The sequence below is a fragment of the Aeromicrobium sp. genome, assembly GCF_047606445.1.
Taxonomy (GTDB): domain Bacteria; phylum Actinomycetota; class Actinomycetes; order Propionibacteriales; family Nocardioidaceae; genus Aeromicrobium.
In genome coordinates, this window is record NZ_JASGEK010000017.1 from 69,300 (window position 1) to 83,940 (window position 14,641).

Annotated in this window: 9 protein-coding genes; 8 read left to right on the forward strand and 1 reads right to left on the reverse strand. The window is 67.2% G+C overall.

The window, feature by feature from the left end:
- The first annotated feature begins 141 nt into the window (after window positions 1-141).
- From QM621_RS04575 to QM621_RS04610, 8 genes are all read left to right on the forward strand, one after another.
- On the forward strand, window positions 142-1,002 hold the full coding sequence (locus QM621_RS04575; RefSeq protein ID WP_414989177.1) for a tyrosine-type recombinase/integrase: 861 nt from the start codon (window positions 142-144) through the stop codon (window positions 1,000-1,002).
- Between the two features lie 9 nt (window positions 1,003-1,011).
- Entirely contained in the window at window positions 1,012-1,254 is a 243-nt protein-coding gene (locus QM621_RS04580) for a hypothetical protein (RefSeq protein ID WP_414989178.1), read from the forward strand.
- The gene (locus QM621_RS04585) at window positions 1,251-1,568 is read left to right on the forward strand and encodes a type II toxin-antitoxin system RelE/ParE family toxin (RefSeq protein WP_414989179.1); all 318 of its coding nucleotides are present in this window, start codon (window positions 1,251-1,253) and stop codon (window positions 1,566-1,568) included. Before QM621_RS04580 ends, QM621_RS04585 begins: the two co-directional genes overlap by 4 nt.
- 48 nt (window positions 1,569-1,616) lie before the next feature.
- The gene (locus tag QM621_RS04590) at window positions 1,617-7,946 is read left to right on the forward strand and encodes a DEAD/DEAH box helicase (protein ID WP_414989180.1); all 6,330 of its coding nucleotides are present in this window, start codon (window positions 1,617-1,619) and stop codon (window positions 7,944-7,946) included.
- Window positions 7,946-10,171: a 3'-5' exonuclease gene (locus tag QM621_RS04595; protein ID WP_414989181.1), complete on the forward strand. Its 2,226-nt coding sequence runs from the start codon at window positions 7,946-7,948 to the stop codon at window positions 10,169-10,171. Before QM621_RS04590 ends, QM621_RS04595 begins: the two co-directional genes overlap by 1 nt.
- A 133-nt stretch (window positions 10,172-10,304) precedes the next feature.
- On the forward strand, window positions 10,305-11,594 hold the full coding sequence (locus QM621_RS04600; RefSeq protein WP_414989182.1) for a bifunctional o-acetylhomoserine/o-acetylserine sulfhydrylase: 1,290 nt from the start codon (window positions 10,305-10,307) through the stop codon (window positions 11,592-11,594).
- Window positions 11,591-12,562, forward strand: a complete 972-nt coding sequence (gene metX, locus QM621_RS04605) for a homoserine O-acetyltransferase MetX (RefSeq protein WP_414989183.1) — start codon at window positions 11,591-11,593, stop codon at window positions 12,560-12,562. The genes QM621_RS04600 and metX overlap by 4 nt, the downstream gene beginning before the upstream one ends.
- Before the next feature lie 4 nt (window positions 12,563-12,566).
- Window positions 12,567-13,574: a DMT family transporter gene (locus QM621_RS04610; RefSeq protein ID WP_414989184.1), complete on the forward strand. Its 1,008-nt coding sequence runs from the start codon at window positions 12,567-12,569 to the stop codon at window positions 13,572-13,574.
- Here the strand turns inward: QM621_RS04610 and QM621_RS04615 are convergent.
- Complete coding sequence (locus tag QM621_RS04615) at window positions 13,549-14,640, reverse strand: inositol-3-phosphate synthase (RefSeq protein WP_414989185.1); 1,092 nt, start codon at window positions 14,638-14,640, stop codon at window positions 13,549-13,551. The genes QM621_RS04610 and QM621_RS04615 overlap by 26 nt on opposite strands.
- Window position 14,641 lies beyond the last annotated feature (1 nt).

Here is a 14,641-nt window from a genome sequence, read left to right on the forward strand (position 1 = left end):
CGATAGTCGGGCCTGCGGCGAGAAGTGGCATCGAACGGCCTATGCTCGCCGACGTCTGCTTACGAGACCCCCCTGTGGTCTTGCTTCCCGAACTTGGTGGCCAACACGTTGCGTTGGCGACTGACGCCCAACGGTTGTCGCATGACGAACACCAACACCAGCAGCCCCGCGTGGGCCAAAGAGATCGAGTCATGGCGGGTCGCGATGAAGGCGATGCGACTGTCGCCGCAGACGATCGAACTGCGGACCTACCACCTTCGTCGGCTGGCGCGGGCACAGCTCGCGGAGTCGCCGTGGGAGGTCTCCCGTGCCGACCTCCTGGAATGGACAGGCAAGCACGACTGGCGACGCGAGACCGCGCGAGCCGTCCGATCGTCCTTCCGCCGCTTCTGGGCGTGGGGCCTGAGCACCAGCCGGACGAAGGACAACGTGGCCGACGTGCTGCCGATGATCCGCCCGGAGCAGCCGCAGCCGCGCCCTGCCTCATCGACGGTCGTGGTGACCGCGATGAAGGACGCGGACGCGCGAGTGGCTCTCATGCTCCGGCTCGCTAACGAATTAGGGATGCGTCGTGGTGAAGTGGCGCAGGTCCATCCAGAGAACGACCTCGTCCACGACCTCGTCGGATGGGCGCTCGTCGTCCACGGCAAAGGCTCTCGCAAGCGCGTCCTACCTCTGCCGGACGACCTCGCACAGCTGCTCCGGGACGCGCCCTCGGGCTACCTCTTCCCAAGCCCGGACGGCGGCCATCTCTCGCCCCATTGGGTCGGCACACTGGTCTCCCGGGCGTTGGCCGACGGCACCACCATGCACCAGCTCCGACACCTCTGCGCCACGGAAGTGCATGAACAGACCCACGACCTCCGACTCGTGCAAACCCTCCTCGGTCATGCCTCGCTGGCGACCACCCAGAGGTATGTCGCGGTCGACGACAGCAAGGTCCGCGATGCCATCGCCGCTCGGTCTCATCGATGGAGCAGCTCACGCAGTTCTGGCGAGTAGGCTTGCCCCATGACGGTCAAAGAACTGCGGGAGCAGGCTAGCCGCCTGACCCGCGAGGAACAGGACGAACTCATTCGCGAGTTGTTCGTTCTGCGTGACGGTGATGCCGCCGCTGACCACGAAGCGATCCACTCGGCTTGGCTCGACCACGCTGAAGTACGCGCTGACGCTCTTCTGAATCGTGGGGTTCAGGGAGTGTCGAGTGCGGAAGTTCGACGTCGGACGGCCGAGATCATCGCAGCAGCGCCTTGATCACTCGCTACGAGTTCCATCCCGAAGCGGCAGCTGAGTTCGAAGAGCAGGTGCGGTGGTATGTCAACCGTGCCGGTGCGGACGTGGCGAGTCGATTCGATGCGGCGATCGACGAAACGATCTGCGGCTTGTTGAACTGGCCCGATTCCGGACTGGTCGAGCGAGTTCGGCCTGGCAAGCCCGCCATTCAGTCAATCAGCGTCAAACAGTTTCCGTTCCGAGTGGTCTATCAGATCCTCGGCGACACCGTGTTCGTGCTCGCAGTCGCCAGCGTGCATCGAGAACCCGACTACTGGACCGTTCGCGATGAGTAGGGCGAGAGCAGCCCGCATGTGTCTTCGCTCACGCATAGAGTGGCTCATGTGAGCGAGCTTCTGCCCGGTGTCCAGGCGCCAGCGATCCAAGACGGGATCTTGGACTACCTCTCCACGACGTTCGCTCTCGCTGACGAGGAAGCACGCATCGCTCTCGTCGACTTCCTCGCCGACCGCGACAACGGGATCTTCAAAGGGCCCTACCTCCGAGTGAGGCTTCCGTTCAAAGCCGCCGACGACGGCTGGCGTGACGCGCTGGAGTGGTACGAGGGTTTTCCACCGTACGGCCACCAGGCCACAGCGTTCGCGCGACTGAGCAGCCTCGACCTTGGCGCGTCGAAACCGAGACCCCTGCCGACCCTCGTCACCACCGGCACCGGCTCCGGCAAGACCGAGGCGTTCTTGTTCCCCATCGTCGACCACGTGCTGCGGGCGAAGCGTCACGGCACCACCGGCATGAAAGCGCTCATCCTCTACCCGATGAACGCGCTCGCCAACGACCAGGCGCAGCGTCTCGCCTCGATCCTGACATCCTCCGAGGACCTCGCAGGGGTGACGGCTGCGATCTACACCGGCGAACAGGAGTCGAAGCGTTCGAAGGTCTCCAAAGACAGCCTCATCACCCACCGTGACGTCATCCGTAGCGACCCGCCCGACATCCTGCTCACCAACTACAAGATGCTCGACCAGTTGTTGCTCCGAGAGAAGGACGCTGAGATCTGGGCCAAGAGCGCGACGAGTCTTCAGTACCTCGTGCTCGACGAGTTCCACACCTACGACGGCGCCCAGGGCACGGACGTGTCCATGCTGCTGCGGCGTCTCGGCCTCGCGCTGAAGTCGCACTGGCCGACCGACGCTTTCACCGAGTCGGATCGCGCACGTCCTCTGGGTGTCATCACTCCCGTGGCGACGTCGGCGACCTTGGGCGACAAGGGCGATCCCACCGCGATGTTGGAGTTCGCCCGCACCGTTTTCGGCGAGGAGTTCGACGAGTCCGCCGTGGTGACCGAGTCACGCTTGACCGTCGACGAGTGGGCCACGGGCGCCGCAGCGCTGGAGGCCCGCACCGATCGCGAAGCCGTCGAGAACGCGGTCGCACGCGCTCAGGGTCTCACCGATGGCCGCGCTATCGCTGAGGCGGTCCTGAGCCGACTCTTCGTCACCACCGCAGGCGGCGCTCCTGTGCTGAGTCGAGCCACACCCGAGGATCTGCTCTCGCTCACAAAAGCCCACCCCTTCACCCTTAAACTCGCCGCCCTCGCCGAGCAGGCGCAACCTCTTGACACCCTGATCGACGAGTTGCTTCCAGCGTTCGCCGCCGACGCTCGCAGTCGTGAGACCGCCGAGACGTTCTTGCTGCTGCTCTCGGCAGCCCTCAGCCATGTGCGCAAGGTCGTCGGCCGTGAGGCGCTCTCCATCGACGTGCATGTGTGGGTACGTGAGCTCACCCGCATCGATCGGGTCGCCCTCGGCTCACCGCAGTACTTCTGGTCCGACGACACCCACCTCGGCGATGCCGGCGCTGACGGAGAAGGCACCAGCGCTCCCGCCTTCCCAGCCGTATTCTGCAGGCACTGTGGCAGGTCCGGCTGGGCCGTCATGCGCGCCCCCGTGGGAGGCTTCGAGCTCACCGCAGACGAGCCCAGCGAGATTCGTCTGGGCCGCCTGACGGAGAACCATGAGTTCCGTGTCCTGATCCACGCCCCAGGCGAGGCTGAACGCGCCGGGCTCCTCGACGAGCCGATCCCGCACGACCCGGACGAGCCGCGCCTGATGTGGTTCCACACCACCGAGCGCAGGGTCGTCGCGGAACAGCCCGAGGACGACGCCGAGTCGGCGGCCAGCCGCGTCCTGCCGGTGCTGGTCCACACCGGCCCGAAGGCGGGGGAGTTCTCCACCAAAGACACCTGCCCGTCGTGTATGCAGAAAGACGGGATTCGCTTCCTCGGATCGGCCATCGCCACCCTGCTTTCCGTGGGACTCTCGACGATCTTCGGCAGCGACGACCTCGACAAAGTCGAGAAGAAGGCCCTCGTCTTCACCGACAGCGTCCAAGACGCCGCCCATCGAGCCGGATTCGTGCAGAGCCGCTCGCACAGCCTGACGCTGCGCTCCGTGTTGAGAGGCGCAGTCCACCACGACCTCGTCAGCCTCGACCTCCTCGTCGACCGCGCCATGCAGCAAGCCGGCGATGACCCGCACCTGCGCTATCGCCTCATTCCGCCGGACTTCGCCGACCGCAAAGAGTTCGAGGACTTCTGGCAGCGCGCCCGACAGAGCCAGGTGCCAGCCAAGGTCCGCACTCGCGTCAAACGCCGCCTGCTGCTCGACACAGTTCTCGAGTTCGGACTGCAAGCACGCCTAGGCCGCACCCTCGAACTCACCGGAAGTCTCGCCGCCGAGGTCGACATCTCACCTGCGGTGATGTTGAAGGCCGCCAGAGATGTCGAGAAGGCCGTCGGAGCCGACACCTTCGAGGGTATGGGCGTCACCGACGCGCAACGGATCGGCTGGGTGCGCGGCGTACTCGAACGTATGCGCACCGACGGAGCCATCGAACACGAGTGGTTCCGCACTTATCAACGCGAGGACGGGCGTCGTTACTCGATCTGGGGCGGACGCCCACGTTCCAACGGCATGCCCGCGTTCCCCCGCGGCCGAGGAGCCCCCGCGTACCCGCGTGTGGGCGGCGCGGGCGGAGTCCGTGACAGCGACCTGGTCTCCGTCGGCTCACCACAGAGTTGGTACGCCCTGTGGACGTCGCGTGTCCTTCTCCGCACACCCAGTGAGGCCGCCTCGCTCGCGTTGGCGTTGCTCGACCGACTCGCCTCGCTCGACATCGTCAACGTCGTCAACACCAATTCCGGCGGCAAGGTGTACGAGCTCCCTCAACGCGGCATCCTCGTCGGCCCCATCGAGGACGACGGCTACCGCGACGGCGACTATCTCCTCGCGTGCGACGTGTGCCGATCAGCGGTTCCCGGAACACGCCGGGTCGTGGACGAACTCGAGAATCAGCCCTGCTTCGTCGTCCGTTGCACGGGAACCCTGGCGCGGACCGGCGGACGTCCGGAGAACTTCTACCGGCGGCTCTACGAGGCGTCCGACGTCACGCGTGTCGTGGCACGTGAGCACACCAGCCTCTTGGACGACGCCATCCGGCTGGAGTACGAGAACCAGTTCAAGTCCAGTTCCACGGATCCACAAGCCCCGAACGTCCTCGTCGCGACGCCAGCGTTGGAGATGGGCATCGACATCGGCGACCTCTCCACCGTCATGCTCGCCTCATTGCCCAAGAGCGTCGCCTCCTACCTGCAACGAGTCGGACGCGCTGGCCGCCTGACCGGCAGCGCGCTCAACCTCGCCTTCGTCTCCGGCCGAGGGGAGCAGCTGCCTCGCCTCGGTGATCCGCTCTCGGTCATCAACGGCCAGGTCCGTCCGCCCGCGACCTACATCGAGGCCGAGGAGATCCTCCGACGGCAGTACATCGCGTCCGTCGCCGACCAGCTAGCCCGCCGCACAGACGCGCCCCGCCCTCAATCAGCCACTCAAGCCATCGGAGTCGTCGAGCCAGGGAGTTACCTGCACGCGGTCATCGAGTCCGCTGAGACCGCCGAGAGCCTGGAGGCCTTCCTCTCCTCCTTCGACTCTTTGACCGAGCACGCACGGACACGACTGAAGCAGTGGGTGACGCCTGAGTCCGGCCCGTTGTCCAGCGGGCTCTCGGTCTACCTCCATGAGCGACGGCATCAGTGGATGAGCCAGGTCGAAACGCTCAGGCGCCGAGTTCAGGAAGTGCAAGAGAGCCTGCCCGGCCTGCAGGAACGCGCCGAAATTCCTGCGGCGACAGAGGACGACAAAGTCGCCTTCCGCACAGCCAAGGCGGCGCTCGGCCTCGCGAGGACACAGTTGGCCGACCTTCAGGGCGACTACTGGATCGGTGTTCTCGAAGAGCACGGCATCCTGCCGAACTACACCCTCCTCGACGACTCGGTCACGCTCGATGTGACGCTGAGCTGGATCGACCCTGACACGCAGGAGTACATGTCCGAACCGGCCACGTTCAACCGAGGAGCGTCAGCCGCGCTCCGCGAGTTCGCGCCAGGGGCGACCTTCTACGCGCGTGGCTTCAAGATTCAGATCGACGCGGTCGATCTGGGCGCGGACGGCGAGTCCATCAGACGTTGGGCGTTCTGCCCCTCCTGCGGCTACGGGCAACAACTCGAACAAGCACACCCACCCGCATCGTGTCCACGGTGCGGTGAGGCGGCGATCTCAGACGTCAAACAAGTCATCGATGTGGTCGAGTTGGAGCGAGTCTCATCGGCCATGCGGCGTGAGGAGGCGGCCATCGACGACGGCCGCGACGAACGCGAGCGAGCCAGTTTCCAGGTGGTCACAGCAGCCGACGTCGGCGCACCCCGTCACCAGTGGTTCGTCGAGGACTATCCGTTCGGTCTCAAGCACCTCACCAATATGACCATCCGCTGGCTCAACCTCGGTAAAACCTCCGAACCGGGCTCAAGCCACAGGATTCTCTCCGGCGAGGAGTACGCGGCTCCGTTGTTCCGCGTGTGCTCTGGGTGCGGCAAGCTGGACGGCCGCACCGGACAGAACTCTCCTGCGGAACATAGGCCTTGGTGTATGTACCGCAACGCGACCCAGGAAAGCGTCCGGCACGTCGCCTTGTCACGAACGCTTCGCACCGAGGCGGTGGTCATTCAACTGCCAGCGGTGATCTCGATCGGAGACCGGTTCGCCGTTCCCAGCCTGCTCGCCGCGCTCCAACTCGGCCTGCGTGAGCACCTCGGCGGAGCACCCGACCACTTGGCCTTCGAGCGGATCGTCGATCCCTACCTCAGCGACGGCGCCGAGAATCGTGACGCGATCCTCATCCACGACACCGTGCCAGGCGGCACCGGCTACCTCGCCGAACTGGCCGACCCCGCGAAGGTCTACGCCCTGCTCTACCGAGCCTGGATTTTGGTCCGCGACTGTCCCTGCAAGGACGAGGGCCGAGCGTCGTGCCACCGCTGCCTCTCACCGTTCATCAACAGCTCCACCCAGAAGCACGTCTCCCGCGTCGCCGCGGAGCGGCACCTGAAGAGCATCCTGCTTTCCGGCGACTCCGAGGGCGAGCCGAGCGAGGCGCTGGGATGGATCGTCACCGAACACGAAACCGCGCCGCCGGATCAAGAGACTCACATCGAGCAAAAGTTCCGCAAGGTGCTCTATGACCGACTCACCAAGGGTCTCGGCGCCAGTGTCCAGGAGCAACCTGGGCCGAACGGGAACCGCTGGACCATCCATCCCGGTGGTGCCCGCACCTGGAGGATGGAGCCGCAACTCTCCCTCGGCGGGGTGAAGCCGGACTTCGTCTTCTACAGCAACGACCAGAACGTCCCGCGTCTCGCCGTGTTCTGCGACGGCTGGCAATTCCACGCCAGCCCCGTCGTCAACCGTGTCGCTGACGACGCAGCCAAGAGAGCCATGCTGCGCGACCAGAATTGTGTCGTTCTCGGACTGACCTGGCACGACCTCGTCGACGCCGAATCACGCACTCCAGCACCACCTCCCTGGTTCGCCGAATCCCGCTGGACACAGGCGATGGCCGCCACCGGAGGGACGCTCAAACCGGCCCACCTCGATCTCGTCAAAGGCGGCCCCCTCGACTACCTCGTCCGCTGGATCAGCCACCCCGACCCCGCAGGCATCGAAGCGCTCGCAGAAGCGCTCCCGCTGCTGCTCATCGGCGCAGGATCACACGGCAAGACCGAGAAGGGCACGAGCCTGGTCGCTCTGACCAAGACAGTTCACGACGGCGGCGCGCTCCCCGCCGAAGGCGATCTGCTCGCGTGGGGCTGGCAGCACGACACGCTCACCGTCCTCGCGCGCAACGTCGCCGCGCAGGGCTACAGCACCGAGGTCTCCGTCCTCCTCGACGACCGCGACAGTCGTCTCGGACACCACCACAAGGGCGCGTGGCGCGAGTGGATCAGACTCGCGAATCTCCTCAACCGTCGTCTTCAACCGGCTCACGTCACGACCTACTCGCTCGCTGCGACCTCACCGACGAGAACGACTCCTGACGGGGTCGGACTGGCCGAACCGTGGGCATCGCTCTACCAATCGGCAGTGAACGAGGCGGAGAAGAAGTTGATCGCCCTCCTCGCCGCTTCCGGAGCGCCTGCTCCTTCACTCGGCTACGAGACCACCAACGGATTGCCCATCGACGTCTCATGGCCCGAGTACCACGTCGCCGTCAACATCGACCTCGCCGACGATGACCGCGACGAGTTGAGCCACGACGGTTGGACGCTCGTCGACGCCGAATTGGAGGCCATCTTGTCCACCCTTGCCAGTGCCGGAGCCAGCTAATGCCCCAGATCATCCTCGGACCGCGACAGTACGCGCCGAAAATCGACGGTTCGGTGCGCGGCAAGGCCTACAACTTCCTCGCCAAGCTCGCTGACGACGACACTCTGCCCGGTCTGCACATCGAGCCCATCGTCCGCGCCATCGACCCGCGGGTTCGCACGGGCCGAGTCGATGACTTCTGGCGCGCCGTCCTCTTCAAGGTGCAGGGCCACGAGCAGGAGGCCATCTACGTCTACCTCGGCGTATGGCCCCACGACGCCGCAGCTGACTTCGCGATGAAAGCGCGGCTCAAGGTCAACCCGGTCAACGGCATCGCCGAGTTGCTCCTCGCCGACGCGCCAGTCATTCCGACGACGCCGGACGACACCAGCGTCACCGATGACACCGCGCCCACCGAGCCGCTTCTCATCCGGCTCGGGCTCACCCTCGACGCGCTCGTGGAAGATCTGGGGCTCGACACCGAGGTCGCAGAGTTGGCGCTGGAATGCGCCGAGGCGGAGGATGTCATCGAACTCGCCTCGCTGGTGTCCAGTTGGCAGGGCGTCGCCCTCATCGACCTCAGCGCCGGACGTTCCATCGAGGCCGTCAGAGAGACGCTCGCGATCAGCGAGGAAGAGAAGCCCGCACACACAGAAGACCCGGACACCGAGTTGGCGGCAGCGCTGCACCACCCAGCCGCACGTCTCCAGTTCGCCTTCATCGAGGACAACGAGGAACTGCGTCGGGCCATCGAGGACGCCGACTTCGCCGCGTGGCGTGTCTTCCTCCACCCGGAACAGCGCAAGTACGCCGAACGGTCCTGGAAGGGTTCGTTCCGTCTCTCCGGTGGAGCAGGCACTGGGAAGACCGTCGTGCTGCTGCACCGGGCGAGGAACCTCGCTCGGAAGAACCCCGAGGCTCGTATCGTCCTGACGACCTACAACAAGACACTCGCCGACGCTCTGCTCCGCGACCTGAAGACCCTCGACCCCACGTTGACCATCGCCGACAAACTCGGGGACGTCGGCGTCTTCGTTCGAGGCGTGGACGCCGCCGTCCGTTCCGTCCTTCAGTCCGGCTCACCGTCACTGGAGACGGCCGTCGAAGGGGTGCTGGGATCACGGACCAGCCAGATCGGCAAGATGACCGACCGAAACGCATGGCGCGACGCCATCGCCTCAGACGGTTCGAAGCTTCCCGCCGACCTCAAGAGCCGGGCGTTCTTCCAGTCCGAGTACGAGCTTGTCGTGCTGCCCCATCGAGTGAGGACGCTCGCGGAGTACGCCAAGGTCCGCCGGGCGGGCCGTGGCGTACCACTCGACCGCAACGCTCGTGCCGCAGTCTGGTCCGTCATCAACGCCTACCGCCTCAACGCCGCCATCCACGGCAGCGCTGACTTCGCGGAGGCGGCCGCCATCGCGGCCGAGGTGCTCAACGAATCGGGCGACCGTCCTGCCGACCACGTCCTCGTCGACGAGGGCCAGGACCTCAGCCCGACGCACTGGCAGTTCCTGCGCGCTCTCACCGACGAAGGGCCGGATGATCTTTTCATCGCCGAGGACTCCCACCAACGCATCTATGGGAACCGCGTCGTCCTCGGGCGCTACGGCATCAGGATCGTCGGACGCTCGCAGCGTCTGCGACTCAACTACCGCACCACAGCGCAGAACCTTCGCTACGCGGTGAGCGTGCTCACCGGAACCGAGTTCATCGACTTGGAGGAAGGCGTCGAGGACACCGACGACTACCGGTCTGCGCGGGTCGGTCCTGTTCCACGTCTCCTTCCCGCCGCGAACCTCGCCGAGGAACTGGAAGTGGCCGCGGATGTCGTCGGCGCTTGGCTTACAGCGCTCAAGGACGGCGAGGGTCCTGAGACCATCGGCATCCTGGTGCGTACCGAACAAGCGGGAGAGCAACTGGTCCGCGCGCTCGATGAGCGCCAACTCCCGGCACGCTTTGTCTCCGACAAGACGGTTCCGTCGGGCAAGCCGGTGGTGATGACCATGCACCGGGCCAAGGGGATGGAATTCGCTCGTGTCCTCATCTTCGGAGTGGACTCGTCGGCACTGCCTGCTCCGTTCGCGCTGAGAAACGTCTCCGCGTCGGACAAAGCCGACATCCTCCAACGTGAGAAGTCGTTGCTCTACGTCGCAGCCACCCGAGCCCGCGACGAACTGGTGATCTTGTGGGCCGGCGACCCGAGCGAGTTGCTACCCGCTCACGCGGCAAGCAGCGGAAGCGCATGACGGCCGCTTTTCGTCCACCGCGCAACCGGTCGACATGGCCTGACCGCCGCCGTCTCGGGATCTGAGACGTGCGTCCACGCCCTGTCCGTCGTGCCAGGCTCGGGGTGACGCCCACCACGACCCAGGAGCACCGATGAGCGAGAACTGGTCCTTCGAGACCCAGCAGATCCACGCCGGCCAGACGCCCGACCCGACCACCGGAGCCCGTGCGCTGCCGATCTACCAGACCACGTCCTACCAGTTCCGCGACACACAGCACGCCGCCGACCTGTTCGCACTGGCCGAGCCGGGCAACATCTACACGCGCATCATGAACCCGACCCAGGGCACGGTCGAGGAGCGTCTCGCCACCCTCGAGGGCGGCGTCGGCGCGCTGCTCGTCGCCTCCGGCCAGTCGGCCACCACCGGCGCGCTGACCAACGTCGCCGAGGCCGGCGACCACATCGTCGCGTCGGCCAGCCTCTACGGCGGCACCGACTCGCTGCTGCGCCACACCTTCCCGAAGCTCGGCATCACCGTCACCTTCGTCGAGGACAACAACGACCCCGACGCCTGGCGCGCCGCCGTCCAGGACAACACCAAGGTGTTCTTCGGCGAGACCATCGGCAACCCGAAGGGCGACGTCCTCGACCTCGAGGCGATCGGCGCGGTCGCCAAGGAGGTCGGCGTGCCGTTCATCGTCGACAACACGATCGCCACGCCGTACCTGCTCAACCCGCTCAAGCACGGCGCGGACACCGTCATCCACTCGGCCACGAAGTACATCGGCGGCCACGGCACCGCCATCGCGGGCGTCGTCATCGACGGCGGCACCTTCGACTACGGCGCGCACGGCGACAAGTTCCCCGGCTTCACCACCGCCGACCCGAGCTACCACGGCCTCGTGTTCGCCGACGCGCTCGGCCCGGCGGCGTTCATCGCCAAACTGCGCGTGCAGTACCTGCGCAACGTCGGCCCGGCGATCAGCCCCTTCAACGCCTTCCTCATCGCGCAGGGCCTGGAGACGCTGAGCCTGCGGATCGAGCGCCACGTCGAGAACGCCCGCAAGGTCGCCGAGTGGCTGCAGGCCCGCGAGGACGTCGCGAAGGTCACCTGGGCCTCGCTCGACGGCAACCCCTACAAAGAGCTGGCCGACAAGTACACGCCGAAAGGCGCGGGCGCGGTGCTCACCTTCGAGCTGCCCGGCGGTGTCGAGGCGGGCCGGAAGTTCATCGACGCGCTGGAGCTGTTCAGCCACGTCGCGAACATCGGCGACGTCCGCTCGCTGGCCATCCACCCGGCCTCGACCACCCACTCCCAGGGCACCCCCGAGGAGCACGCCGCCACCGGCGTCACCCCCGGCCTGGTCCGTCTGGCCGTCGGCATCGAGCACATCGACGACATCCTCGCCGACCTGGAGAAGGGGCTCGCGGCCGCACAGTGAACCGTCGTCACGCCGAGATCGGCGACCTGACGCTGGAGTCAGGTCGGGTGTTGCCGTCCGTGAGCGTCTCCCACCGCACGTGGGGGACGCGCGCGGGCGGCGACGCCGTGCTCATCGAGCACGCGCTCACCGGCGACTCCGAGGTGACGAGTTGGTGGCGCGACCTGGTCGGTCCGGGCCTCGCCATCGACACCGACCGCTGGTTCGTCGTGGCCGCCGACATCCTCGGCGGCTGCGGCGAGACCACCGGCCCGACCTCGCTGGCGCCCGACGGACAGCCCTGGCGCTCGCGTTTCCCCGACCTGACGGTGCGCGACCAGGTCGCGGCGGAGATCCTCCTCGCCGACCACCTCGGCGTCGACCGCTGGCACGCGGTGATCGGCGGGTCGGCGGGCGGGATGCGCGCGCTGGAGTGGGCGGTCACCGCGCCGGAGCGGGTCGAGCGGCTGTTCCTGCTGGCCACCTCGGCGGCGGCCTCGGCCGAGCAGATCGGCCTGTCGGCCATCCAGCAGACGGCGATCCGGAACGACCCGGAGAACGGCCTCGCGCTGGCCCGCCAGATCGCGCATCTGACCTACCGCAGCGAGCCGGAGCTGGCCCAGCGCTTCGGCCGCGAGGTGCACGACGACGGACGTTTCGCGGTGGCGTCCTATCTCGCCCACCACGGCGATAAATTGGTCCGCCGCTTCGACGCCGACGCCTACGTGACGCTGACCCGCGCGATGGACAGCCACGACGTCGGCCGTGAGCGGGGCGGCGTCGTAGCCGCGCTCGCCCGGGTCACCGCGCGGACCGTCGTCGCCGGCATCGACTCCGACCGCCTCTACCCGCTCGCCCAGCAGCAGGAGCTGGCCGACGGCATCCCCGGCGCCGACGGCCTCAAGGTCGTCACCTCGCTCCACGGCCACGACGGCTTCCTCATCGAGTCCGATCAGGTGGGGGCTCTGGCCCGGGCGCTCCTAGACTGACGCGGTGAGCAAGCTCGGCCTGATCCAGGTCTGCCTGGCCGGCGTCCTGTGGGGCACGGCGGGGCTCGTCGCGGCGGTGCTGCACGACGACCACGGGCTCGGCGCGACGACGACGAGCGCCTGGCGCATGGTCGTCGCGACGGCGGCGCTGCTCGCCTTCGTCATGATCGCGCAGCGGACACGCCAGGTCGTCGCGGCGGTGCGCGCGCGGCCGCTGACCATGGTCGTGCTCGGCTGCGGGACGGCCGTCTACCAGGGCCTCTACTTCCTCGCCGTGCTCGCGGTCGGGGTGAGCGTCGCGACGGTCGTGTCGCTCGGACTCGCTCCACTGCTCGCCGCCGCGTGGGAGCACTCGCGGACCCGCACCCGGCCGACGCTCCGCGAACTCCTCGTGCTCACAGCGGCACTCGTCGGGCTGGTGCTCGTCTCGCTCGCCTCAGCCGGACACGGCGCGCCCGGCGACGACCCGGCGCTCGGAGTGCTGCTGGCCGTCGCCGCGGGCGCCACCTACGCCGTCACCACCGTCCTCGGCCACCACCTGGCCCGCGACGTCGACCCGCTCGCCCTGACGACCGGCGGCACGACCGTGGGCGCGGTGGTCCTGGCGCCCTTCCTGATCCTCGCGGCCGCGCAGGGCGGCCCGGTCGTCGCCACCGACCCCACCGCGCTGCTGCTCGTCGTCTACCTCGGCGTCGTGACGATGGCGCTGTCCTACGGGCTGCTCTACGCGGGCCTGCGGACCGTCGCCGGGTCGGCCGCCACCGTCGCCACGCTGGTCGAGCCGCTGAGCGCCGCCGCCCTCGCCGTCTGGTTGCTCGACGAACGCCTCACCGCCCCCGCGGTCCTCGGCGGCCTGCTCATCCTCACCGCCGTCGCCGGCCTGCGCCCCGCCCCGCGCGACGAGTCGCCTTCTCACGAGATAGGCGACGCGTCGGGTCATTCTCCCGAAGGAAGACGACCCGACGCGGCGCACATCCGGGATGGACTCAGCGCTCCTCGGAGCCCTCGATGAAGGCCTCGAGCTTGGCGCGGCCGAGGTCGTCGGGACGTTGCTCCGGCGGGGACTTCATCAGGTAGGACGACGCCGACAGCAGGGCGCCGCCGATGCCGCGGTCCTTGGCGATCTTCGCCGCGCGGATGGCGTCGATGATGATGCCGGCCGAGTTCGGCGAATCCCAGACCTCGAGCTTGTACTCCAGGTTCAGCGGCGCGTCGCCGAAGGCGCGGCCCTCGAGGCGCACATAGGCCCACTTGCGGTCGTCGAGCCAGGCGACGTAGTCCGACGGGCCGATGTGGACGTCCTTGTCGTGGACCTTGCCGGCCAGCGGGCCGGTCAGGTTCGACGTGACGGCCTGCGTCTTGGAGACCTTCTTGGACTCCAGACGCTCACGCTCCAACATGTTCTTGAAGTCCATGTTGCCGCCGACGTTCAGCTGGTAGGTGCGGTCGAGCACGACGCCGCGGTCCTCGAACAGCTTCGCCATGACGCGGTGCGTGATGGTCGCGCCGACCTGGCTCTTGATGTCGTCGCCGATGATCGGCACGCCGGCCGCCTCGAACTTCGCCGCCCACTCCGGGTCGGAGGCGATGAAGACGGGGAGCGCGTTGACGAAGGCCACGTTCGCGTCGATGGCGCACTGCGCGTAGAACTTGTCGGCCTCCTCCGAGCCCACCGGCAGGTAGGACACGAGCACGTCGGCCCGGGTGTCCTTGAGCACCTGCACGACGTCGACCGGCTCGGCGTCGGACTCGTCGATGGTCGCCAGGTAGTACTTGCCCAGGCCGTCGAGGGTGTGGCCCCGCTGCACAGTGACGCCGGTCGGCGGCACGTCGGTGATCTTGATGGTGTTGTTCTCGCTGCTGCGGATCGCCTCGGAGAGGTCGAAGCCGACCTTCTTGGCGTCGACGTCGAAGGCGGCGACGAACTCGACGTCCTTGACGTGGTAGTCGCCGAACTGGACGTGCATCAGGCCGGGGACGCTCCCGGCCGGATCGGCGTCCTTGTAGTACTCGACGCCCTCGATCAACGAGGTGGCGCAGTTGCCCACGCCCACAATGGCTACCCGTACCGAACTCATC

Coding starts and splice junctions, on each gene's coding strand:
- QM621_RS04575 (WP_414989177.1), top strand. CDS start 142: ATGACGAACACCAACACCAGCAGCCCCGCGTGGGCCAAAGAGATCGAG.
- QM621_RS04595 (WP_414989181.1), top strand. CDS start 7,946: ATGCCCCAGATCATCCTCGGACCGCGACAGTACGCGCCGAAAATCGAC.
- QM621_RS04600 (WP_414989182.1), top strand. CDS start 10,305: ATGAGCGAGAACTGGTCCTTCGAGACCCAGCAGATCCACGCCGGCCAG.
- QM621_RS04615 (WP_414989185.1), bottom strand. CDS start 14,640: ATGAGTTCGGTACGGGTAGCCATTGTGGGCGTGGGCAACTGCGCCACC.
- QM621_RS04580 (WP_414989178.1), top strand. CDS start 1,012: ATGACGGTCAAAGAACTGCGGGAGCAGGCTAGCCGCCTGACCCGCGAG.